The organism is Polyangium sp. y55x31 (assembly GCF_029946505.1).
In the GTDB taxonomy this organism is placed as follows: Bacteria; Myxococcota_A; Polyangia; order Polyangiales; family Polyangiaceae; genus Polyangium.
Genome location: NZ_JARZHG010000038.1, coordinates 1 through 23,896, shown reverse-complemented (window position 1 = coordinate 23,896; position 23,896 = coordinate 1). Strand labels below are relative to the sequence as shown.

The following is a 23,896-nucleotide window of genomic DNA, read 5'->3' as shown; positions in this document are numbered from 1 at the left end:
GCGGCTAGTAGATGCCGACTCCGCCGCGGGGGCCGACGAAGCCGAAGTTGCCGCCGGGGCCGACGGCACCGATTCCGCCGCCGGGGCCGATGCCGATCGCGCCGCCGGGGCCGACAGCGCCGATTCCGCCGCGGGGGCCGACGAAGCCGAAGTTGCCGCCGGGGCCGACGAAGCCGAACCCGCCGCGGGGGCCGCGGTACACGTCGAAGTCGTCATCGAAGCCGCGGTTGCAGGAGCCCCCGTACCCGTACCCGTACGCGCCGCCGCCGCACGGCCTGCCGCACGAGCCGCCGCGCCCCCACCCCACCGAGAGCGCCAAGGTCTCTTCCGCCGTGGACCCTTCGTCTGCATCCGCGACGTCGGCGTTTTCGTCCACCGCGGCTAGGCTGTCGTTCGTGGCCTCGGCGCTGGCGTCCGCGACGGATGCGTCCTCGGCGCTGGCGATATCGGCCTCGAGGTTGGCTTCGGAAGCCTCTGTGGCGCAGCCCGTGCACAACATGGCGATCGAGCCAGACAGCGCGAGCAGGAGCGTTCCGAGCTTCGAGATGGAATTCATGTCGCAGCCTCCCAATTTTCTTCGCATTCTGGGACGCCTCCTGCGAGGCCGAGCCACGATGCTCGGCCTCGGCCCAGGAGTGCCCAGTGCCATCTCCTTCGAGCCACTTGGTCGATTGTCGAGTCGTCCACGGCGTGCTCATTCAAATGGTAAAAACGGACGCCGGCAATGCGCTGTCGGGCGCGGAGACCGTGGCACTGGCGGGAGCAAAAGCGGGGACGGTGGCGGGAGCGCGCGTGGAAGCGAGAACGGGAGTGGGCGTGGGAACGGGAGTGGGCGTGGGAACGATCGCGGGCGTTTTCACCCCCGGCAAAACCTGGTGAAGCCAATCAACCCGCCCGTTTTCCGATGCTCGTGGGGCGCTTGGGAAGGCGACGGAGGCCCATCCACGCGAGAGCCGCGATGTGGGTGGCAACCTCCTCGATCGGGGGCTTGCGGGCCGTCGTCCACCACTGGCCGACGAACGTCACCATCCCGACGAGGGCATGACCGTAGATGGGCGCCGCCCGAGCGTCGTAACCGGCGGCTTTGAAAGAAGCGGTGAAGACCTCGCTGACCCGCACGCCGAGGTCGCTGAGCAACGACAACATCCCTCCGCCCGCGGCGGGGGCGTCGTGGGCGAGGATCGCGAAACCATCGGGGTGGTCTTTGACGTAGGTGAGGAAGGCGAGGGCCCCCTGCTCGAGTCGCTCGCGCGGCCCGCCTTGAGCGATGGCCTCCGAAATCCTTCGGACCACGTAGTCCATCTCTCGATCGACCACGACCGCATAGAGCCCTTCCTTCCCACCGAAGTGCTCGTAGATGACGGGCTTGGAGACCTTGGCGCGTTCGGCGATTTCTTCGACCGAAGTGGCTTCGTAACCGCGTCGCGCAAAGACGAACCGGCCCGCGTCGATGATCGAGGCGCGGCGTGCGGAAGCAGAGAGGCGGGGCGCTCGGGGCGGCATCGCGGCGAGTTTAGCCCCGCGGGAGCCGTCACGCTGGTCGCCGTGATGGCCGTTCGCCGACACCATGGCCCTTCTACCTACGGACGAGTAGGTTTCAGGATCCCAACGGCCGGTCTCGCGCGCCTGCCCGCAGACGGCTGACCCTGCAAGTTTGGTCACGTTTCGGTCAGGACCACGAACGACACGAAGGACCGTTTGACCTGCTAGCCTACTCGATCGTATCTACGTTACCGTAGGTAAGCGCGCCGTCGCTGACCTCGAGGAGGCCTGCCATGAACGACGACTCGCTTGCATCGCCCGCGAACGGCTTCGAACCACACTCCGAGAAGCCCCGGCTCCGGGGCGTCATTCACCAGTGGGCGGCGGTGGTCGCATTCGTTGCGGGCGTGGCGCTCGTTTGCATCTCCGCCGGGCTCCGCCGTTCGGTGGCCGCCGCGATCTACAGCCTCAGCCTGCTCACCCTCTTCTCGGTCAGCGCGACGTACCACCGGATCAACTGGGGCCCGAAGGCGCGCCTGCGCATGCGTCGCCTCGACCACGCGGCCATTTTCGTGCTGATTGCTGGCACGTATACGCCCATCGCCCTGATCGCCCTGGGCCAGGGAGACGGGACGCGCCTTTGCGCGCTGGCATGGGCGTGCGCAGCCGTCGGCATCGTCAAGTCGGTCTTCTGGTCGGGTTCGCCGAAATGGGTGACCGCTGCCGTGGCCGTCACCGCCGGCTGGTGCATCGTGCCATTTCTGGGCGCCGTGGGGCGCGCGCTCGACATGACGCAGCTCTTCCTGGTGTTCGGCGGAGGCGTCTTCTACACGCTCGGCGCCCTGGCGTACGCAGCGAAGCGCCCGAACCCCGTCGTCGGCGTCTTCGGCTACCACGAGGTCTTTCACGCCTGCACCGTCGTCGCCGCCGCAATGCATTTTACGGCCGTCGCGACGATCGTTCGAGGGGCGTGAGCGATTGCAGAACATCCACGCCATGGTCCGGCTCGTCAATCGCGTCGTCGCCGATACCCTGGACGTCGTGATCGACATGGTGGAGAAACGCGGGGAGGTGTCGGCAGCGTCGACGACATGACGCTCGGTCCATCCGTTCTGCGGCGGCGCCTATCGCGTCCTCGAAGCCGTCGAGGTTCGAGGGCTGCTTCGGGCCCTCGTCCATGCCGGGCGCAGCCGTCCTCGTTCGGCTTGACAAGCGCGGAACAGGCGTGGAAGCACGGCCGCAGGTCGGACAAACAACACGCGCCCGGCCAGACGAGCGCTCCTGACTGCGAGGGACCACGGTTTGGATTGACGCCGCCTCGCGAAGAGCCCAGGATCGAGCAGTTGGATAGCGAGGTTCCTAATGGGCTCCCGGGCGCAGCAGAAACAGCGGGTGTTGCGTACGAGCGAGCCTCGCTTTTCGACAGGCGGGATACCGGCCGGGGGGCGCCTTGGTGAGGCGAACGGGCGGGGTTGGCCTTTTTCGGGCCGGCTGGCCCAGCGGTTCGCGTGGAAGGTGATGCCGGGGGGCGGCGCGCGGCGCGCCTGGGGCGGTCGACGACCATGAGCCGATCCTCCGCGCCCGGTGCTCGCGAGGGCACGATCCTCATCGTGGATGACATGCCCATCAACCTGGCCGTGCTCGTGGATCATCTGGAATCCGCGGGCCACCAGGCGCTCGTCGCTCAGGACGCGGAGGATGCGTTGAAGCGGGCGAGCCTCATGAAGCCCGACCTGATCCTGCTGGACGTCGTGATGCCTGGGATCGACGGCTTCGAGACGTGCCGGCGCCTGAAAGCGGCGGAGAGCACCCGCGACATCCCCGTGATCTTCATGACCTGCCTCGGCGAAGCGGCGAACAAGCTCGTGGGGTTCGAGGCGGGGGGCGTCGATTACATCACCAAACCATTCGAGATTGATGAGGTGCTCGCGCGGATCAAGACGCACCTCAGCTTGCGCGAGGCACAGAAGGAGCTGGAAGCGAAGAACGCGCAGTTGCAGCGCGCCCATCAGGAGCTGGAACAACGGGTGCGAGAGCGCACGGCGGAGCTTGCGAGCTCGAACGCGGCTCTCAAAGCGGAGAACGCCGAGCGCCGGCGCGCGGAAGAGGCTCTGCGCGAGAGCCAGCATCTGCTTCGGGCCATCGCCGACAATTCCACGGCGGTCCTCTTCGTCAAGGACATCGATGGCCGCTATTTGATGGTCAACCGCCGCTTCGAAGAATTATTTCATGTGTCCGCGCGGTCGCTCGTCGGCAAGACCGACTATGACTTGTTCCCCGTGGAGTGCGCCGACGCATTGCGCGCATTCGACCGGCAGGTGGCGGAGGCCGGGAGGCCGCTGGAAAAGGAAGAGTGGGTGCCTCAGGACGACGGGATCCACACGTATATCTCGATCAAATGCCCGCTGTTCGACGAGTCGGGTAGGGCGTATGCGATTTGCGGGATTTCCACGGACATCAGCGAGCGGACGCGGACGGCGGCGGAGCGGGAGAGGCTGCTCTCGCGCGAACAAGCGGCGCGGGCCGAGCTCGAGCGTACCGGGCGGCTGAAGGATGAGTTCCTGGCGCTCTTGAGCCACGAGCTACGGACGCCGCTCACCGCGATCCTCGGCTGGTCGCAATTGCTCCTCACCCGTGGTCCCTCGGACGAGATCCTGCGCCGGGGGCTCGGGACGATCGAGCGGAACGCGCGGACACAAGCCAAGCTCATCGACGACCTCCTGGACATGTCGCGTATCATCAGCGGGCGACTGAGCCTCGAGACGGAGTCGGTCGATCTGGCCGAGATGCTCGAAACGTTGCTGGAATCGGCGGAGCCGGCGGCGAAGACGAAGGGGATTCGCCTCGAGCTCAGCGTCGCGTCGGCCGGGGAACCGGTCCTCGGGGACCCGAATCGCCTCCAGCAGATCGTGTGGAACCTGCTCAGCAATTCGATCAAGTTCACGCCGCAGGGCGGGCAGGTCGAGGTATCGCTGCGTCGCGAGGGCTCGTACGCGCGTCTCGCGGTGAGCGATACGGGCATCGGCATCGATTCGGCGTTTTTGCCGCACGTATTCGAGCAGTTCCGGCAAGCAGACGCTTCGACCACGCGCGAGCACGGCGGGCTCGGTTTGGGTCTTTCGATCGTGCAGCACCTGGTGGAGCTGCACGGGGGGACGGTGGAGGCGGCGAGCCGTGGAAAGGGCCAGGGGGCGTGCTTCACGGTGAAGCTGCCGCTGGATGCCAAGCATGCCAAGGGTTTGGCCGGAGAAAGGCCGCCCTCGATGCCGCAGCGCCGGCCCTTGTGGCACCGCGGCGGGGAGCTTTTGAGTTTGACGGGGGTGCGGGTGCTCGTGGTGGACGACGAGCCGGATACGCGAGAGTTGCTCCTGCGGATCCTGGTGGAGTGCCATGCGGAGGTGCGGACGGCGGGTTCGGTCGTGGAGGCTCTGGCGGAGCTCGATCGCGTCCAGCCGACGGTCCTCGTGAGCGACATCGGCATGCCGCAAGAGGGCGGGTATGAGCTGATCCAGAAGGTACGGCAGTTGCCGCAGGAGCGTGGGGGGAGCGTGCCGGCGCTGGCGTTGACCGCATTCGCGCGCGCCGAGGACCGCGCGCGGGCGCTCTTGGCCGGATATCAGATGCACCTGGCCAAGCCAGTGAAGCCGTCGGAGCTGGTGGCGCACGTGGCGAGTTTGGCCGGGCGATACCATGCCGCGGCCGAGACGAGCCCGGATGGCCGCATCCGGTCCGTGTAGCGGATCAGGTGTTCTCGTTGGCCACCGGCTGGCCCGCCGCGGCATACGCCTCGACGAACTCCTGTAGCTTTCGTATCTGGTAGGTCAGCGCCAGCGACTGGAATTGCTTGAGCCAGGGGCCGAGTCGCGGCTCGTTTTGCTGCATTCGCTCCGCCTCCGCCAGCACGTTCCGGATACGGCCCGACGCCACCAGCCGCGATAGCAGCGATAGCTGCTCGGCCGAGGGCGGCGCCAGCGCGCCGTCCGCCTCCACCGCCACGGAGGCCGCGGATTTCACCGGCTCATGCGTCCATTCCACGCCCAGGTAACGCGCGATCTTTTCGAAGAGCACACTGGCCTGCACGGGTTTGGGCAAGAAATCGTCCCAGCCTGCCTGAACTCCTTTCGGCTGTTCGGCGGCGGCGACGTTCGCAGACGATGCCAGGATCACCACCCCGTCGAGCTCGCGCATCTGCCGCAAACGGCGCGTGGTCTCATAACCGTCCAGGCCTGGCATGGTGAGGTCCATCAGGATCAGCGCCGGCCTGTGCTCGAGGGCCAGCCGCAGCGCGGATTCGCCGCCGTCGGCCTGGACGACATCGAAGCCGATGGGGACCAGCAAATCGCAGAACAACGCGCGGTTTCTGGGGTTGTCGTCCACGACGAGGATCTTGCGGCGCTCGCCGCGATACCCGGTGATCGTTTCCCACCCCGGGGATTCGTCGGCGGCCGCGAATGGGAGCGCCTCGGCGAGCGTGAGCGTCACCGTGAATGCGCTCCCTTTGCCGAGCTCGCTCTCGACATGGATGGTTCCGCCCATCTGCTCGATGAGCCTCTTCGTGATGGCGAGGCCGAGCCCGGTCCCCTCGCTCTTCACCCTCTGGTCTCCCACCTGCTCGAAGGGCTCGAAGATACGCGCGAGGTGCTCCGGGGCGATGCCGGGGCCCGTGTCCTCGATCCGGAAGCGAACCTCGCGCCGACCACCTCCGCCGTCGCCGAGCACGTCGACGAGCAAGGTGACCGCGCCGCGCTCGGTGAACTTGATGGCGTTGCCGAGCAGGTTCAGGAGCACCTGCGTCAATCGCTTTTCGTCGGCGTTCACGGCGGCGAGCGCCGGGCCGCGCACCTCGTGGGTGAAGGTGATGCCCCTCTGTTCGGCGCGCACACGGCAGAGGTCCACGATGGTATGCACGAAGGAGGAAAAGTCGAACCTCAGCGGGACGAGCTCCATCTTGCCGGCCTCGATTTTCGCCAGGTCGAGGAGGTCATTGAGCAGCGAAAGCAGGTGCTCGCCCGATTTCTTCACGATACGCACCCCTTCGCGGCTCTTCGGCGAGAGCTCGGGCGCTCGCATGAGGAACTGCGCATACCCCAGGATGCCATTGAGCGGCGTGCGTAGCTCGTGGCTCATGCTCGAGAGGAAATCGCTCTTCGCCCGATTGGCGCGGTCGGCCGCCTCCTTGGCGATCTGGAGCTGAGCCGTGCGCTCCTGGATCTTGACCTCGAGGTCCCGGTACAACATGGCATTCTCGACGGCGATCGCCGCCTGCGAGGCGAGCACCGACAAGAGCTCCACGCGCGCCGGAGGGAATGCCGACGGCACGTCGCGGTGCTCGAGGTAGAGCACGCCCACCACGTGGCCCCGATGCGTCAAGGGCAGCGCGAGCAGCGAGAGGACCGCGTGTGATGCGAGGTACGGGTCGGCGGCGAAGCGCGCCTCGGACCTCGCGTCGCCCGTCACCACCGGCTCGCCCGTGCGGGCCGCATATTTCACCACCGCCATCGGCACGTCCTGACTCTGCCTGAGAGGCTCGGACAGACCCGTCTCGATGCGGGGACCCTTCACCGAGAGCCGCGCGACGACGGAGAGCGCTTCCCCGTCGCTGAGCACCAGGGCGCCGCGCTGCGCCCCCGCGTTCTCCAGCGTGAGCTCCATCAGCCGGCCCACCACACGCTCCGGGTCGAGCTCGCTCGAAAGGGCCTGCGCCGCGCGCACCGCGGTTTTCACGTCGAAATTCGCGTCCGTGGATCCACCCGTGGTCGTGGTCGTCGCCGTCACGGTCGTTCGCTCGGGGGAAGGCTCGTGCATGGAGACCTTGAGCACGGCGGGATATCTCGCGCCCAGGTGGGCGACCACGGCATAAGCGCCCCAGCGCGCGTAGGCATCACGCGCCTCGCGCAGGTACATCGCCCCGATGTGGCTCTTGCCCATGGCCAGGCGAAACTCGGCGGCGAGCTGGGCTGCCAAAGCCTCGATGTGCAGGAAGCGGTGCTCGCGGGCGAGCTCGATGGCCTCGTCGTATTTGGCCGCTGCCTCCTCGGTCTTGCCGAGGACGCGGGCGTATTCGGCCTCGACGAGGCGCAGCTTGTGGAGGAAGTTTTCTTCGCAGCCTTCGGTGAAGTAGCGCAATCGCGCGAGGCTGTCCTCGATGTGCTCCCGCAGCCGCGCCCGCTCCTCGGTGCCGGCGGCGACATGCCAGCATTTTGCAGATGCGAGCGCGAGAAAGAGCGGGATGTCCGTCACCGGCGGCATACCGAGGATGTCGGCGCGGAATTGATCTGCCTCCCGCGCCCGCGAGAGCGCGCGCTCCCACCTGCCGGTGACGCAGAACAGATAGGCTTCCAAGGTACGAGCGAGCCCTCCCGTGAAACCGTCCCCGTCCCCGAGGAGGGAGCGCGAACCGCGCGACAAGGGCTCGTCCTCGAGGAGTTTCGGGGCGCCCTCGGGCGTCATCAACACCTCGCAATAGGACGCGACCGCCTCGAAATGGTGCCTTCCCACGGCGTCTCCCGCGCGCTGCACGAGATCCCAGCGAGCCTTGAGCTGCGCGTGGACCTCCGTGAGCGGTAGGCCGCGCCAAACGCGGTAATAAAACAGCTCGGCCAGGAGCCCCCAGCTCGTGCCTTGAAACGACCCGATCTTCAAGCCGGCTGCGATGCCTTGCTCGTAAACCGGGGACGCTTCATCGATGGGCCTCGAGTGGACCAGGTAAATTCCCTTGAGTGCGATGCACTCGGGGAGCATCGGGGAACCCACGCGCTCCGCGGCGCGCACCCCGGGCGTGAGCCAGCGCATGACACGGCGATACATGCCCGTCGCCACCGACCACACGTTGGCAAAGCTGCAGATCATGAAGGTGGCCGCCGGCGTGAGCGCGTCCCGCCGTATCGCCTCGGACACGATGCGGGCGATGATGAGCGAATACAACATCGGCCGGCCGCCGTAGATCGTGCAGAGCTGCGCCTGCGTCATCAGGGCATCGATGAGCCGGTGCTCCAGAGACGGATCGATCTGCATTCGATCGAACCCGTCCGGGTGGTGTTCGAGCCATTGATCCAGCTCGGTGGACTCTTGCAGGAGCGCGGCCTGACACGCGTCGTCCGTGTCGGGGAACGTGATGCCCTGCTTCGCGAGCGCGGCTATCCCGAGGCCGATCCCCCGCGCGTACTGACCCGTGGCGACGCAGCAGCGCGTGCGGATTTCCTGCGCCGAGAGCCACGCCACCTCCGGCAGAGACCTGTCCAGCAACGCGAGCGCCCGCGCCTCGACGTCGTCGAACTCCCGCAAGAGATAAGCGGCCTCCAGCCGCTCCAGCCCGATCTCCGCCGATAACTCGCGCTCCTCCTCCCAGGCCCGCTCGCCGAGGAGCGCCTGCGCGTTGTCCAGCAGGTTGGCCATCAATCGGTGCGAGCTCGCGGCCTTCGCGGTGCGCGCGGCCTCGAGGTTCAGCCGCGCGAGCTCCTTGCGCTCCTCCGCCGATTCGAGCCGCGCCGAGCCCAGATTCAGGTGCCGCACGAGCTCCAGGAATTGCTGGGCCGTACCCCCCTCGGCACGATGACGCGCCCGGAGCCGCCGGCCGATCTCGAGGTGCGCGAGGATGCGCTGCTCCGGCGAGATCCGCTCGTAGCTCGCCTGCTGCACGCGGTCGTGCAGGAACCGGTATGCCGCGTCCAGAGCCACATCGCCAATGCCGCCGAGCGCCTGCGCGGGGCGGTAAGCGCCGTCGACCGGCACCACCAGCTCCGCATCCAGCGCCGGCCACAATGCCCCCGTCACCCGGGCGCGCTCCCATCCGCTCAATCGCTCCAGATCCTGGAGATGGAACGTATGCCCTGCGCAGGCCGCGAGCCCCAGAAGCTTTTGCGTCGGCTCGGGCATCTCGCGCACCTTGTCCGTCAGGAGCGCCACCACGTTATCGGTGACGCCCGCCCTCTCCAGCGACGATTGCTCCCAGCGCCACGCCCCGCTCTCCGGGTCCCTCACCACCTGCTTCTGCCGGTGCAGGGAGAGCAGGAGCTGTTCCAGGAAAAACGGGTTTCCGCGGGTCTTGTGCGAAAGCACGCGCGAGAGCGGCAAAACCCGCGCGGGCTCGCTCTCCAGCGTTCGCGAGAGCCACTTTTGCACCTGCTCTCCCGACAGGGGGCCCACCGTCATTCGAGAAACCTTGGCCTCGCTCTTTTCCACCGCCTCCACGAGCTTCCACAGCGGGTGCTCGGGCGGCGTCTCGTTGTCGCGGTACGCCGCGATCACGAGCAGCGATTTGCGCTCCACGTCCGTCAGCAGCGTCTGCAGGATGATCAACGTGGCGCTGTCGGCCCATTGCATGTCGTCCAGGAACATCACGAGCGGCGGGTTTGGCGCCGTGACGGCTCGAACGAAGTTCAGCCACGTCAGCTTCTGCCGATTGAGCACCTGCTCGCCTTCCACCGGCGGCACGGGCGGCAGTTTGCCCATGACGAGGTCGAGCTCCGGCACCACGTCCGCAATCAGACGCGCGTTGTCCCCGACCTCGCGCCGAATTCGCTCCCGCCAGGCCTCGAGCACCGCCTCCGGGCTCGAGAGCCATTGACGCATCAGCGCCCCGAACGCTTGCGAAAGCGCCGCGTAGGGCGTCGACCGTGCGAGCTGATCGTGCTTGCCCGCGATCAAGAGCCCACGCCCCGCCTGCGCGATGTCCCTGTAAACCGTTCGCACCAGCGCCGTTTTGCCGATGCCCGAGGGACCGCCGACGAGCAAAAGCTCCGTCATGCCCTGCGCGGCGCGCGCAAAGGACTCGCCCACCCGCTCGACGTCGCGCTCCCGCCCCACGAGCGCCTGCGGCAATCGCAGCTTGCGCGAAAAGTCCTTCTTTCCCAGCGGGAAGGGCTCCACCGTGCCCCGCTCGTCCCATTGCCGGAGCGCCTCCTCCAGGTCCTCCGCCACGCCGCGGGCCGTCTGGTAGCGGCGCTCGGGATCCTTGGCCAGGAGCTTCGCCACGATGGCCGCCACGGCCCTGGGCACGTCCGGGGCGACGGAATCGAGCGGAGGCGGGTCCTTGGCCAGGTGCGCGTGCACCAGCGAAAGCGGATCGCGCTCCGTGAAGGGCAGCCGCCCTGACATCACCTCGAAGAGCGTCACGCCCAGTGAATAAAGATCCGTGCGCGTATCGAGCGCGCGTGCCGTGCGCCCCGTCTGCTCCGGGGAAATATAAACCAGCGTCCCCTCCAGCGCCTCGGGAATGCTCGCCTCGGTCGCCTCCTGGGACAGGAGCGAGGCGATGCCGAAATCGAGCAGCGTGACCCTCTCACACGCCTCGTCGACCAGCACGTTTTGCGGCTTGATGTCCTTGTGCATCACGCCGGCGGCATGCACGCCCTCGAGCACCCGCGACAGGCGCCGGCCGAGCCGCAGCGCGGACCCGATCGGCAAGCGCCCCTGCTTGGCGAGCAGGCGATCGAGCGAGTCGAGCCCAGGATCCTCCAGCACCAGCGCCGTCGTGCCGCCCTGCTGCAAAAGCGTCCGTGCGCGCGCCACCCCGGGCACGTCCGCGAGCTGGATGAGCGCCTGGTGCTCGTGGATCAGCCGCCCCATCACGCGCGGACTGGGCACCCCGGCCACCGGGCTCTTGATTGCCACGTGCGCTCCCGAGGGGACATGGACCGCGCGCCATACCCGTGTTTCGCTGCCGTCGTAGACGACCTCTCCCAGCGTGTACTCCCGCAGGTCCATCGTTTTCCCTCGCGTCCTTTCCGGGGGCGCGCCGTCCGAGCACATCGATCCTAGATCGAGCGGGGCGAAATGCGACCATCGGTCTCTGGGGAATTTTGATCTTCAGGGCAACCTTGGCGCGACGAAGCCGTGGTCGTCCCTACGCTTCCCGGCGACCGGGGGCTGCACGCGCCGCCGCCGACGTGCTCCGGGGACGGACGCGGGAAGATGCCTCATTCGCGATGGCGGGCGGCCCGCATTGCGACCGCAATGCCATCCTGGAGCGTCGCCTTCGTGACGATACCTTGCAGGGATGCGTTGCCATGGACGAGCGTCCGGGCCACCTCCGCGCGTATCCCGGTGATCACCGTGCGCGTCCCGAGGAGCCTGAGGCCGCTGGCAGCGGCGAGGAGCATGCTGGCGACGTTCTCGTCCACGCGCTTGAGGCCCGTGATGTCGAGAATGACGAAATCGGCGGATCGGCTGCTGGCGCCCTGGAGCATCGCCTCGATGGCCTGCTCGGCCCGGTCGGCGTCCATCGTACCGATGAGCGGCATGACCAGGATGCGATCCGTGATCGGAATGAGCGGCGTGGAGAGCTCGAGGAGCCGGGTGCGCTGCGCGGCGATGATCTGCTCGTGCAGCGCGGTCCTCTCCGCATTCACGCGGCCTTTCTCGACGAGCTCGCGCTCGAGCCGATCCTTGGCGTCACGCAGCTCGTCGGTGCGGGCCATGAGCTCGAGGAGCAGCGCCTCGCGCGCGGCCTCGGCGGCGGCGCGCTGCCGGATTTCCGCCTCCAGGCTCGTATTTTTTTCCTGCAGCGCCCGCGTCATGCGCCGGACGGCGATGTGCGGGCGTATGCGCGCCAAGAGCTCCTCGGAATCGAAGGGCTTGCTTATGTAATCCACGGCGCCCGCATGCAGCCCCTGCAATCGATGCTCCCGATTGCTCAAGGAGGTCATGAAGACGATCTGGGTGTCGGCGGTTTGCGGATTGGCCTTCAGCCGCCTGCACACCTCGAAGCCGTCGATGTCCGGCAACATGACGTCGAGGAGAACGAGATCAGGCTGCTCGCGCTCGATCAGGCGCATCGCCATGTTGCCATCGGTGGCGACGGCGAGGTCCAGACGCTCGCCCGACAATGCTTCGAGCAGCGTGTCGAGGTTGACGGGATTGTCGTCGACCGCGACCACGAGTCCATTGTATTGCGTCAGAGCGTCCATCCCAGCCCCCGAAGAGTTTCCGGCGGACCGTATCAAGAAGCGCCACGACAGTAAAGCGTCAAACATGTGACGACGCTCCTGGAAACGCATGGCGGCGAGTCTGCAAAAGTGGGCCTTTCCGGCGTGGATGTGATTTCGCTTGTACACGATGCAGGGGCGGTGAGCTTCGATTGTGTGCTCGCGCGGTTTGGCTCGACACGACCAATTCTCGCGTCGTTCAAAATTGCATTGACGTGCGCCGCCTCGCCGAGGTTAGTTGGGTGCAGATCGGGATCGTGCATCTCTACGAGACGCACGGGAGGGGTTCGCGGATGGATTTGACGGAGTATGGCTTGGGGGACGTCGCTTACGAGGGAAGCGAGACCCGCGTCTATCGCGCATCGCACCTCGCCTCGGGCGCGAAGGTGGCGATCAAGGTTCCGCTGGCCGAGATGCCGAGCCCCCGCGTCATGGGGCGACTCGTCCATGAGCATCAAGTGCTTCGGCAGCTCGCGGCCGTGCCCGGCGTGGCGCGCGTGCATGCGTTCGAGCAGCGGGACGGCACCGTGGCGCTGGTGCTCGAAGACCCTGGATATCGCTCGGTCGATAAGGTGCTCGCCAAGCAGGGTCGTTTGCCGGTGGCGGCCGGGCTGCGGTTCGGGCGGCGCCTCGCTCGGGTGCTCGAAGGCGTGCATGCCGCCGGTGTGATGCACAAGGACGTCAAGCCGCAAAACGTGCTCGTGGATGATACGTGCGAGCAGATCACCCTGCTCGATTTCGGCATCGCCTCGCTCCTGTCCCAGGAGGCGACGGAGGCGAGCATTCCCGAAGCGCTCGACGGGACCCTGGCATACATCTCGCCGGAGCAGACGGGGCGCACGGCGCGTGCGCTCGATACACGCACGGATCTTTATTCACTGGGCGTGACGCTCTTCGAGGTGTTATCGGGGCGGCGGCCCTTCACGGAGCGGGATCCGCTTTCCTTGGTGCACGCGCACCTGGCCAAGGCCCCGCCTGCGCTCGATACGGTCGCGCCGGAGGTGCCGAGCGCCGTGGCGGCGATCGTATCGAAGCTCCTGACGAAGGATCCCGACCGGCGGTACCAGACAGCCAAAGGCGTGGCGGAGGACCTGGAGGAGGCGCTCCGGCAATGGGACGAGCGCGGCACGGTGGAGCCCTTCCCGCTTGGAAAGAAGGACTTCTCACGGAAGCTCAGGTTGCCGCAGGTGCTCGTGGGGCGGGAGCAAGACGTCGAGCGGGTAGGGGAGTCGTTTGCCCGCGCTGCGCGGGGCGCGGCGGAGCTTCTGCTCGTCGGCGGGCCCTCGGGCATTGGGAAAACGGCGCTGGTGCGCACGGTCTATCACGACATCGCGAAGGCCGGGCGCGGCCTCTTGATTGCAGGCAAACACGACCAGCTCGCGCGGTCGACGCCGTACGCAGCGATGGCCCAAGCATTCGGGGGGCTGATGCGTCAATGGCTCTCGAGCCCGAAGGCGGTCCTCGAGAGCTGGCGAACTCGGATCCGGGACGAGGTCGGAGACAACGCGCGGCTGATTGCGGACGTGGTGCCGGAGCTCGACCTCGTCATGGGCAAACTGCCGCCCGTGCCGCCGGTGGAAGGCGAGCAGGTGCTCAATCGGCAGAAGCTGACGTGGCTGAATTTCGTTCGAGCCGTCACGGCGCCAAACCCGCCGCTGGTGATGTTCCTGGACGACATGCAGTGGGCCGACAGCGCCACGTTGATCATCCTGCAGACGCTGCTGACGGACGTGGAGCGCAAATCGCTCCTGGTGATCGCAGCCTACCGTGACAACGAGACGCCGCCCGAGCATCCGTTGTGGAAGCTCGTGGAGGCCACGGAGGCGAGCGAAGCCAAGGTTTCGCGGCTGACGGTGGGCCCCCTGTCGGAAGAGCAGGTGCAAAAATGGCTTTCACGGACGCTCGAGAGCGAGCCGAGCCGCGTGGCGCCGCTTTCACGTGTGCAATGGCAAAAGACGCGCGGAAATCCGTTTTTCCTGGAGCAATTGCTGCTCTCCCTGCACCGGCAGAAGCACGTGGTGAGGGACCCGGAGAGCGGAGAATGGCGCTGGAATCAAGCCGATCTGGAGCGGGCGCAGGTCACCGATAACGTGGTGGCGCTCCTGACGGACAAGGTGCGAGACATGCCGGACGCCACGCAGCAGCTCCTGGGGCTCGCGGCGTGCGCAGGGCATACGTTCCATCTCCAGGATCTGGAGCGATTGAGCGGATGGGAGCGCGCCCGGGTGACGGGGGCATTGTGGCCGGCGCTGCAAGAGGAGCTGGTCGTGCCGGTCGATGGGGCGTATCGCCCCGCGCAGGCGCTCGGAGCGGTCGGCGAGGGAGCGCTGGACGCTTCGTACCGGTTCTTGCACGACCGCGTGCAACAGGCGAGCTACGAGCGGATCTCGCCGGAGCAGCGCGTCCTCGCGCACCTCGAGATCGGCCGGCGGCTCTGGGCGCGATATCGAGCCGAAGGCGGCACGGCACAACAACTGCTGGAGCTCGTGCGGCACATGAACCAGGGCTCGGCGCGGATCTCGTCCGTTGCGGAGCGCAATGACGTCGCGCGGGTGAACCTGGAGGCCGCTCGCGTCGCAAAGGCGGCGAGCTCGTACCGATTGATGGCCAGCCTGCTGGACAGCGCAAAGGCGCTCCTCGGCGAGCGAGCCTTCGAGGAAGAGCAAGCGCTGTCGGTGGAGATTGCGCTGGAGCGCCTGGAAGCCGCTTATCTCTTGCGCGAATTCGACGACGTCGAAGCACGGGCCCTCGATTTGCTCGCGAGGCCTCTTTCGGTGGTGCCTTGGCTTTCGGCGCAGGAGATCCGCGTCCGCTGCTGCCTGGCGACGGGCCGGTATGCGCGGGGAATCGAGCTCGGCATCGCGGCGCTCGCGGAGCGGGGTTTTACCTTCCCCGCCACGGACGAGGCGTGTCAGCCGGCGCTCGTCGAGGAGTCCGCCGCGCTGGATCGATGGCTGGAGCAGGATCTCGGTGCATTCGATCGAATGCCGCCCGAGCGGTCCCAGGAGTACCGGCTCATCGACGCGCTGATGACGCAGGCGCAGCTCTGTTCGATCTACGGCGGCCGGCCGATGCTTTACACGCTCATCATCGTTCGCCTGGTCTCCGAGGCGGTGCGACGGGGGGCCCTCACGCCGGCTGCGACCCTCATGCTTTGCAGCTTCGCCAATGTGTGGTCGGTGGCGACGGGCATGTATCGCCGCGTCTTGCGCTGGGTCGAGCCCGGGGTACGCGCCGCAACGCGCGTGGGGTCCGCAATGCTCCCCGAGTGCCTGGTGCTGCATGGCATTTACATGGTCTATTCCAGACCTGTCGACGAGACGGCTGCCCTCTACGAACAGGCCATCACGACCGGCTTGAAGATCGGCTCGTTCCAGGGCACGAGCTGGGGCCTCCTGGCCGAGCTGTTTTATTACCGCGCCTGGCGTGGCCTGCCGCTCGCAGAGGTCCACGCGCAGGTCAAGGCTCGCTGGGATCTCGTGCAGCGCTCAGGCGACGCCGTGGGAAGGCACCACTACGAGGCGGTCGCATCTTATTGCGAGGTGCTGATGACGCCCGAGGGCGCCCCGAAGCTCCTCGAGGACGAGCCTTTGTCGCGAGGTTCGCGCTCCCTCTTGGCGGACGGGGACGGTTTCACGGGAGGGCTCGCTCGTACCTTGGAAGCCTATCTGTTCTGCGTCACGGGCAGGTGGGAGCGCGCGCTGTCGCGGGCGCGGGAGGCAGATCAATTCCGAGCCGACATCCTCGGCATGCCGCCGGTGACGGACATCCCGCTCTTCCTCGCGCTTTCGGCGGCGAAGCGCTTGCACGACACCGCCGGCGCCGAGGAGCAGGCGCGGCTGCGGGAGCATCTCGAGCACGGCCTCGAGCGACTGCGATATTTCGCGGAGGGCTGCCCGTCGAACTTCCTCCACAAGCTGCGCCTCGTCGAGGCCGAATACGCCCGCGTCCTCGGCAAGACCGAGGAGGCGGCGGCCAGATACGACGAGGCCATCGAGCTCTCGCGCGAGCACCGCTTCCTGCACATCGAGGCTCTTTCGACCCAGCTCGCCGCCGAGTTCCGCCTGCAAACAGGCAAGAGCCATATCGGCGCCCTGTACCTGCGCGAGGCGCGTGATGCCTACGCGCGTTGGGGCGCAAACAACGTGGTCGCTCATCTGGGCGCGAAATACCCCGCATTGCTCAAGGCGACCGTGCAAGCGTCGGCCGCCGAGCGCGCGACCCTGACGACGGCGATCACGACGACCACGGGCGCCTCCGCGGGCGCGAATTTCGACGTGAACACGGCGGTGCGCGCGGCGCAGGCCCTTTCGAGCGAGCTCGACCCGGAGCGCGTGGTGGGCCGGCTGATGGGGCTCCTCCTCGAGAATGCCGGAGCGCAACGCGGCGCCCTCGTGCTCAGTCAAGGGGAAGCGCTCTCCGTCGTGGCGCGGCTATCGGTGGAGGGGGCTCGCATCGAGACGGGGCTATCGGAGCTGCTCGGGCAAAGCAACGACGTACCGACGACCGTGGTGCAGTATGCGGCCCGCACGGGCGAACCCGTGGTGGCGGGTGATGCCAGGAACGAGGCGCGTTTCGCCGGCGACCCCTATCTCGCATCACATGCGGTGCTCGCGCTCTTGGCTCTGCCATTGACACACAGAGGCCATCTCGTGGGCGTGCTGTACCTCGAGCACCGCGACGTGGCGTCGGCGTTCCCTCCCGCGCGCGTGGAGTTCTTGTCGGTGCTGGCCTCGCAGGCGGCCATTGCCGTCGAAAACGCGATGCTGTACCGGGACCTGGAGGCCAAGATCAAGGAGCGCACGGCCGAGCTTCGGATCGCCAAGGAGGCGGCCGATCGAGCGAACCGGGCAAAGAGCGATTTCCTCTCGAGCATGAGCCACGAGCTGCGCACGCCGCTCAACGGCATTCTCGGCTACGCCCAGGTCCTCGCGCGCGCGCCCGAGCTCTCCCCGAAGAGCCGTGATGGGGTGCAAACCATCCACAAATCGGGCGAGCACCTCCTTTCCTTGCTGGAAGACCTGCTCGATCTCGCGAAAATCGAGGCCGGCAAGATGGAGCTCGTTCCAAAGAGGTTCGACCTCGACGCCACGGTGCGCACCGTGGTGGATCTATGTCGCGTGCGCGCGGTCCAGAAGGGCATCACCTTCACGCAATCGATACGCGCGGGCACGAGGTCCGCGGTCTACGGCGACGAAAAACGCCTGACGCAGGTGCTCTTGAACCTCGTGAGCAACGCCATCAAATTCACCGAGCGAGGAAGCGTGAGCCTCGTCATCGACGAGCTTTCACGCGACCCCGCGAAAGGGATCACGTTTCGGTTCCGGGTCGACGATACGGGCCCCGGGATCGCCTCGGAGCACCTCTCGCGTATCTTCGATCCCTTCGAGCAGGTCGGCGATCACAAGGCAAAAGGCGCCGGCACAGGGCTCGGCCTCGCCATCACGAAGAGGATCGTCGACCATATGGGCGGTACGATCGAGGTCGAGAGCGAGCTCGGCAAAGGGAGCGCATTCACGGTGACGCTCGCGCTCGCAGAAGCGCCCGGTTCCACGAGCGCCGACATGGCGCTCGTGTGGGATACCATCACCGGATATCGCGGCGAGCGTCGCACGATCCTCGTCGTGGACGACAACCCGCAAAACCGAGCCCTGGTGAGCGATCTGCTGGTCCCGATCGGCTTCGAGGTCATTCATGCCGAAGACGGTGAAACGGCGCTCCGGCTGGCCCTGGAGCGGAGGCCAGGGCTCGTCTTGATGGACCTGGCCATGCCAGGCATGGACGGATACGAAGCCACGCGCCGCCTGCGGCAGATGCCCGAGCTCGGCGAAATCGCAATCCTGGTCTACTCGGCGAACGTATCCGGAGTCGAACGGCAAGACAGCGCCCGCGCCGGTTGGAACGATTCCTTGCACAAGCCCGTACAAGCAAGCGCGCTCTTCGAAAAGCTCCAGCGCTTCCTCGGCATAGAATGGATTCATGCCGAGAAGAAGGTCCCGGTCACGGAGGCGCGGGAGAGAGGTCCGCTGGTGCCGCCGTCCGGCGAGGAGCTCGCCGTTTTGTCGAAGCTGGTGATGTCGGGGCGGGTCCGGAACGTGATCGCAGAAGCGGCACGGATGGAGCAAAACGATCCGCGACTCGGCCCATGGCTCGAAGAGCTCCGAGGGCTCGTGCGGACATACCAGTTGCGGAAGCTGCAAGAGTTCGTCGATGGATATGCCGCAGGCACGGTCATGTCCGGCATGAGCGCATAGGATACCTGTGCGCCCTGTCGCTGGGGCTTTGCCCCAGGCCCCAGCAGGGGCTGTCCGCCCCTGCACCCGGACCAGCGCAAGCGCTGGACTCGGGGTCGATGAACTGCGCAATGCGCAGTTCATCGAACGGGCCAGGTCAAGACCGGCGACGACCCTGCCCGTCAAGACCGCAGCGCTGACGCTTCAAGCTTGAAACGGACCCTCACGGTCTTGCCACCGGCCCGTCGGAAAAACTGCGCACCGCGCAGTTTTTCCGCCCTCGGTCCAGGCCGTGCCTGGTTCGGGTCGAGGGGCGAACAGCCCCCGCGGGGTCCGGGGCAGAGCCCCGGCTCCAGGGGCTCAGACCTTCTTGAGCTGTACGCCGAGCTCGTCGAGTTGTTCGGGGGCGACGCCGGTGGGCGCGTCCGTCATGAGGTCTGTGCCTTTTTGCGTCTTCGGGAAGGCGATGACGTCGCGCAGGCTGCCTGCGTTGCAGAGGAGCATCGTCAGGCGGTCGAGGCCGAAGGCGATGCCGCCGTGCGGGGGCGGGCCGTAGCGGAATGCGTCGAGGAGGAAGCCGAACTTTGCGCGGAAATCGTCCTCGGAGAGGCCGAGTGCGGCGAAGACCTTGGCTTGTACCTCGCGCTGGTGGATACGGATCGAGCCGCCTGCGATTTCGTTGCCGTTCAGCACGAGGTCGTAGGCGCGCGCCTCCACGCGTCCGTTGTCGGTGCCGAGGTGTTGCACGTGCTCCGGCTTCGGAGACGTGAACGGGTGATGTGCGGCGACCCATTGCCCGCTCTCGGCTTGCTCGAACATCGGGAAATCGGTGACCCAGAGGAAACGCCATTGTCCTTCGGGGATGAGCCCGAGCTTGTGCCCGAGGTGCAGGCGCAGGCCGCCGAGCACTGCGTTCACGAGCTTGAACGAGCCGAACTGGAAGAACAGGAGATCGCCGGGGCCGGCGCCGAGCGCGGAGTTCACTGCGGCCCGCGCTTCGGGCGTCACCGTCTTGCTGAGCGGCGACTGCGTCCACTCGCCGCCTTCGCCCACGCGCGCTCGCGCGAGGCCGCGTGCGCCGAATCCCTTCACGAACTCTTCGAGTTTGTCGGCCTCCGTGCGCGACAGCGACGCGGCCTCCTTTGCGGGGATCCGGAGCGCTTTGATGATTCCCTTCTGCTCGAGGGCGGTCTTGAAGAGCGGCACGCCGCCGCCTTCGAGCGGGCGGAGCACGTCGGTCAGGTCGGCGAGCTCGAGCCCGAAGCGCAGGTCGGGCTTGTCGGAGCCGTATTTGAGCATCGCCTCGCGGTAGCTCATGCGGAGGAACGGCCGCGGCAGCTCCACGTCGAGCACGTCCTTCCAGGCGCGGGCGATGAGGCCCTCCATCGTCGCGTAAATGTCCTCCTCCGTGATGAAGGACATCTCCACGTCGACCTGCGTGAACTCCGGCTGTCGATCGAGCCGGAGGTCCTCGTCGCGGAAGCAACGCACGATCTGGAAATATCGCTCGAAGCCCGCGACCATGAAGAGCTGCTTGAAGATCTGCGGCGACTCGGCGAGCGCATAGAAGTTCCCCGGGTTCAGGCGCGAGGGGACGAGGAAGTTTCGCGCGCCGCCGGGGGTGTACTTCACCATGAAAGGCGTCTCGAGCTCGGTGAAGCCTTCGCCGTGGAAGTAATCACGCGCGGCGCGGTAGAGCTTCGAGCGCACCAGGAAGTTTCGCTGCAGCGCGGGACGGCGCAGGTCCAGGTAGCGGTGCTTCAGCCGGATTTCTTCGCGCGTGTCGATCTCGTCCTCGATGAGGAACGGCGGCGTCTCCGAGCGCGAGAAGATGTGGAGCTGCTCGGCATTCACCTCGACCTCGCCGGTCGCGAGCTTCGGATTGGGCTGCCCGCCCGACGAGACGCGCGTCACCACCTTGCCGGCGATGCCGATGCAGTACTCCGAGCGCAGCTCGCTGGCGAGCTCGTGCGCTTCCTTCCCGATCTCCGGGCCGAAGACCACCTGCGTCAGGCCCTCGCGATCCCGCAGATCGATGAACACTCGGCCGCCGTGGTCCCGGCGATGCGCCACCCAGCCCATCAGCACGACGTCCTTGCCGACGTCGCTCGTACGCAGCGCGTTGCAGGAGTGCGTGCGCTTCTTGTCCACCAAAAATTCCGACATGGCGGCGCAGCATAGTCGCTCACGCCGCTACATCAACGGGGCAGGCAGGTCGCACGTTCGCTTTTTGGTGGCCTTCCCAACGCGGCCCCGACACGCGCGTGGAGGCGAAGCGGACGTGGTCCCGCCGTAAGGCGTCGCTCTGCAAGGGCGGCTTTGGTAACATGGCCGCTCGTCCAGAGTGTAGCTTTTTCCCTTCACGATACGGGGTGAAGAATGTTGGCAGCGAAGCGATGGTGGTTTGCTCTTCCGGTCTCGCTGGCGGCAGCGTGCGGGGCGGACGACAGAGGTCCGCAATCGGGGGACGCTTCCCTTTCGGCGCAGGCGAAGGCGCCCCCGGCAGGGGAAGCGGTGGATCACGCGGGGCTGCGCGCCGCCTACGTGGCGGCGGTGCAAAAGGACGCCTCGCCCGCGTATCGGCTGGAGCGTGGCGACAAGGGCACGATTTCCGCCCGGAATCCGGCGCAGGGCCTCTCCGCGGAGCTCTCTCCGGCGGGGGTGCGGGTCGCCGTCGACGCGCGGGCCGATCGCCCGTTCGAGTTTTCGCTCGACGCCGTGGGTTGCGACGGCGATCTCGAGCCTGCGGCCGAGGCTTCACCCGAGGCGCGCGGCAATCGCGCCGAATATCGCCGCGGCGATGTCGTGGAGTGGTATTTGAATGGCCCGCTCGGCCTGGAGCAGGGCTTCGATCTCGCGAAGCGGCCCGCGTGCCGCGAGGCGGGCGGCGGCATGGTCACGCTTTCGATGCGCGCCGAGGGGCTCCTGCCCGAGCTCACGGCCGAGGCGGACGCGGCGCTCCTGCGCGACGAGGCGGGCGAGGTGATCCTCCGCTACACCGACCTCTACGTCACGGACGCGAACGGCCGCGTGCTCCCGTCGTTCCTCTCGGCCGAAGAGGGCCGGCTCGCCATTCACGTGGACGACACGGGCGCGATCTATCCGATCGTGGTCGATCCCATCGTATGGGCCGAGTCGCAGAAGCTCCTGGCGAACGACGGCGCGGCGGACGATGCGTTCGGTTATGCGGTGGCGATCGACGGGGACACGGCCGTCGTGGGCGCGCCGGACGACGACGACGCCGCCAAGGGCGCGGACGCAGGCTCGGTGTACGTGTTCCTCCGGAACGCCGGGAACAACACGTGGACGCAGGCGCAGAGGCTCCTTTCGGGCGATGCCTCGCTCACGGCCGGCGACCGGTTCGGCCGCGCGGTGGCGATCTCCGGCAACATCATCGCGATCGGCGCCCCGATCGACAACGCCAGCCGCGGCGCGGTCTTCGTCTTCCAGCGGACGGCCTTCGGCTCGAATTTCACGCAGCTCCAGAAGATCGTCGCGGCCGATAATGCCGCGGGCGACAGGTTCGGCTCGTCCGTCGCGATCTCGGGCACGACGCTCGTGGTCGGCGCGCCGTTCGACGACAACGGGGCCAACGTGGACGCAGGCTCGGCCTACGTGTACCTGAAGGGCGCGACCACGTTCGCGCAGCAGGGCGCGAAGCTCACGGCAGGCGCAGCGGCCGCCGGGCAGGACGAGTTCGGCACGTCCGTCGCGGTCTCGGCCGATACCATCGTCGTCGGCGCGTACGCCGATGACGACAATGGCACGGCGTCGGGCTCGGCGTTCGTGTTTTTCCGGACCGCCGGCGTCTGGGCGCAACAAGCGAAGCTCGCCCCGCCCGACGGCAAGGCGAACGATTGGTTCGGCTACTCCGTCGCGATCGCTGGCGACACCGCGCTCATCGCCGCGCCGCTCGCCATGGCCTCGCAAGGCAAGGTGTACGCATACACGCGCACGGGGGGCGTCTGGGCGCAGCAGGCGCAGATCCTCGCGGCGGACGGCGACGGCGGGGATCAGTTCGGCTACTCCGTATCGCTCGTCGGGGACACGGCAGTCATGGGCGCGCGTTACGACGATCCGCAGTCGACCGGCTCGGCCTACGTGTTCCTGCGGACCGCGGGCGTGTGGGCCCAGGAGAAGAAGCTCACGGGCTCGGACGCCGGACTCGGCGATCAGTTCGGTTACGCCGTCGGCGTGAGCGGCTCGTGGGCGATCGTCGGCGCCGAGGCGCACACCGGCGCGGCCGCAGGCAGCGGCGCCGCGTACATGTTCACGCCGCAGAACAAGCTCGACAACGGGCAGGCGTGCCAGATCGGAAAGGACTGCGCGAGCGGCTTCTGCGCCGACGGCGTCTGCTGCAACACGGCCTGCGGCGGCGGCGTGGCGAGCGATTGCCAGGTCTGCAACCTCGCGGGCGCGGTGGGCACCTGCACGCCTTCTGCGGCCGGCACCGAGTGCCGCATGACCGGCGGCGCGTGCGACGTGGCCGAGATGTGCGACGGGACGAGCACTGCTTGCCCCGCGGACGCAAAGGTCGCGGCCGGCACCGAGTGCCGCGCCTCGATCGGCGGCTGCGATCCGGCGGAGACGTGCGACGGCGCGAGCAACGCTTGCCCGGCGGACGCAGTGGCCGCAGGCGGCAGCGTTTGCCGCGCAGCCGTGGGCGCGTGCGACGTCGACGAGATCTGCGACGGGTTCACGCCACTCTGCCCCGGCGACAACCTCGTCCCGGCAGGCACCGCATGCCGGGCCGCGGCGGGCGCTTGCGACGTGGCGGAGAGCTGCGACGGCGTGAACGGCGCTTGCCCGGCGGACGCGAAGGTCGCCGCAGGCACCGAGTGCCGCGGCATGGCAGGCGCGTGCGACGCAGCGGAGACGTGCGACGGCGCGTCGGACGATTGCCCAGCGGACGTCTTGTCGAGCGCCGGCACCGTGTGCCGCATGGCGATCGGCCTCTGCGACGTGGCAGAGAGCTGCGACGGCGCAACGGTGGATTGCCCAGCCGACGCGCTCGCCGTGGCAGGCACGGAATGCCGCGCAGCGGCGGGTGAGTGCGACCTGGCGGAGCTTTGCGACGGCGCGATCGTGGATTGCCCGGCCGACGGCACGGTGCCGGACGGCACGGCTTGCACCGACGGCACCTGCCAGGCAGGCGCCTGCGAGACGGGCGAGGGCGGCGCGGGCGGCGCCGGCGGCGCAGGTGGTGCCGGCGGCGCGGGTGGTGCCGGCGGCGCAGGCGGCGCAGGCGCGGGTGGC

8 protein-coding genes and 1 pseudogene are annotated in these 23,896 nt (G+C 67.6%); 4 read left to right on the top strand and 5 right to left on the bottom strand.

Annotation, left to right across the window (positions count from 1 at the left end):
- Positions 1 to 4 precede the first annotated feature (4 nt).
- Both QHF84_RS40340 and QHF84_RS40335 read right to left on the bottom strand, forming a co-directional pair.
- The gene (locus QHF84_RS40340; RefSeq protein WP_281318899.1) at positions 5 to 556 is read right to left on the bottom strand and encodes a hypothetical protein; all 552 of its coding nucleotides are present in this window, start codon (positions 554 to 556) and stop codon (positions 5 to 7) included.
- Between the two features lie 329 nt (positions 557 to 885).
- Positions 886 to 1,503, bottom strand: a complete 618-nt coding sequence (locus tag QHF84_RS40335) for a TetR/AcrR family transcriptional regulator (RefSeq protein ID WP_281318898.1) — start codon at positions 1,501 to 1,503, stop codon at positions 886 to 888.
- Positions 1,504 to 1,775: 272 nt separating this feature from the next.
- Here QHF84_RS40335 and QHF84_RS40330 point away from each other — a divergent pair, with 272 nt between their 5' ends.
- Entirely contained in the window at positions 1,776 to 2,456 is a 681-nt protein-coding gene (locus tag QHF84_RS40330) for a hemolysin III family protein (protein ID WP_281318897.1), read from the top strand.
- 588 nt (positions 2,457 to 3,044) lie between these two features.
- A complete protein-coding gene (locus QHF84_RS40325) occupies positions 3,045 to 5,219 on the top strand; it encodes a response regulator (RefSeq protein WP_281318896.1) in 2,175 nt (724 codons plus the stop codon).
- A 4-nt stretch (positions 5,220 to 5,223) separates the two neighbouring features.
- On the opposite strand, the gene QHF84_RS40320 is transcribed toward QHF84_RS40325, so the two are convergent.
- On the bottom strand, positions 5,224 to 11,187 hold the full coding sequence (locus tag QHF84_RS40320) for an AAA family ATPase (RefSeq protein ID WP_281318895.1): 5,964 nt from the start codon (positions 11,185 to 11,187) through the stop codon (positions 5,224 to 5,226).
- 212 nt (positions 11,188 to 11,399) lie between these two features.
- On the bottom strand, positions 11,400 to 12,389 hold the full coding sequence (locus QHF84_RS40315; protein WP_281318894.1) for a response regulator: 990 nt from the start codon (positions 12,387 to 12,389) through the stop codon (positions 11,400 to 11,402).
- A 233-nt stretch (positions 12,390 to 12,622) separates the two neighbouring features.
- Between QHF84_RS40315 and QHF84_RS40310 the strand changes: the two genes are divergently transcribed.
- Positions 12,623 to 18,661 (top strand): AAA family ATPase, encoded by a 6,039-nt coding sequence (locus tag QHF84_RS40310; RefSeq protein WP_281318893.1) that lies wholly within the window; start codon positions 12,623 to 12,625, stop codon positions 18,659 to 18,661.
- Between the two features lie 339 nt (positions 18,662 to 19,000).
- Here the strand turns inward: QHF84_RS40310 and aspS are convergent, their stop codons facing one another.
- Entirely contained in the window at positions 19,001 to 20,806 is a 1,806-nt protein-coding gene (gene aspS / locus QHF84_RS40305; RefSeq protein ID WP_281318892.1) for an aspartate--tRNA ligase, read from the bottom strand.
- A 348-nt stretch (positions 20,807 to 21,154) separates the two neighbouring features.
- Between aspS and QHF84_RS40300 the strand changes: the two are divergent.
- Positions 21,155 to 23,896, top strand: a pseudogene (locus tag QHF84_RS40300) (hypothetical protein); the annotation flags it as partial.

Bases quoted from the DNA above. Each gene is read 5' to 3' on its own strand.
- QHF84_RS40340 (WP_281318899.1), bottom strand. From the start codon at position 556: ATGAATTCCATCTCGAAGCTCGGAACGCTCCTGCTCGCGCTGTCTGGC.
- QHF84_RS40335 (WP_281318898.1), bottom strand. From the start codon at position 1,503: ATGCCGCCCCGAGCGCCCCGCCTCTCTGCTTCCGCACGCCGCGCCTCG.
- QHF84_RS40330 (WP_281318897.1), top strand. From the start codon at position 1,776: ATGAACGACGACTCGCTTGCATCGCCCGCGAACGGCTTCGAACCACAC.
- QHF84_RS40325 (WP_281318896.1), top strand. From the start codon at position 3,045: ATGAGCCGATCCTCCGCGCCCGGTGCTCGCGAGGGCACGATCCTCATC.
- QHF84_RS40320 (WP_281318895.1), bottom strand. From the start codon at position 11,187: ATGGACCTGCGGGAGTACACGCTGGGAGAGGTCGTCTACGACGGCAGC.
- QHF84_RS40315 (WP_281318894.1), bottom strand. From the start codon at position 12,389: ATGGACGCTCTGACGCAATACAATGGACTCGTGGTCGCGGTCGACGAC.
- aspS (WP_281318892.1), bottom strand. From the start codon at position 20,806: ATGTCGGAATTTTTGGTGGACAAGAAGCGCACGCACTCCTGCAACGCG.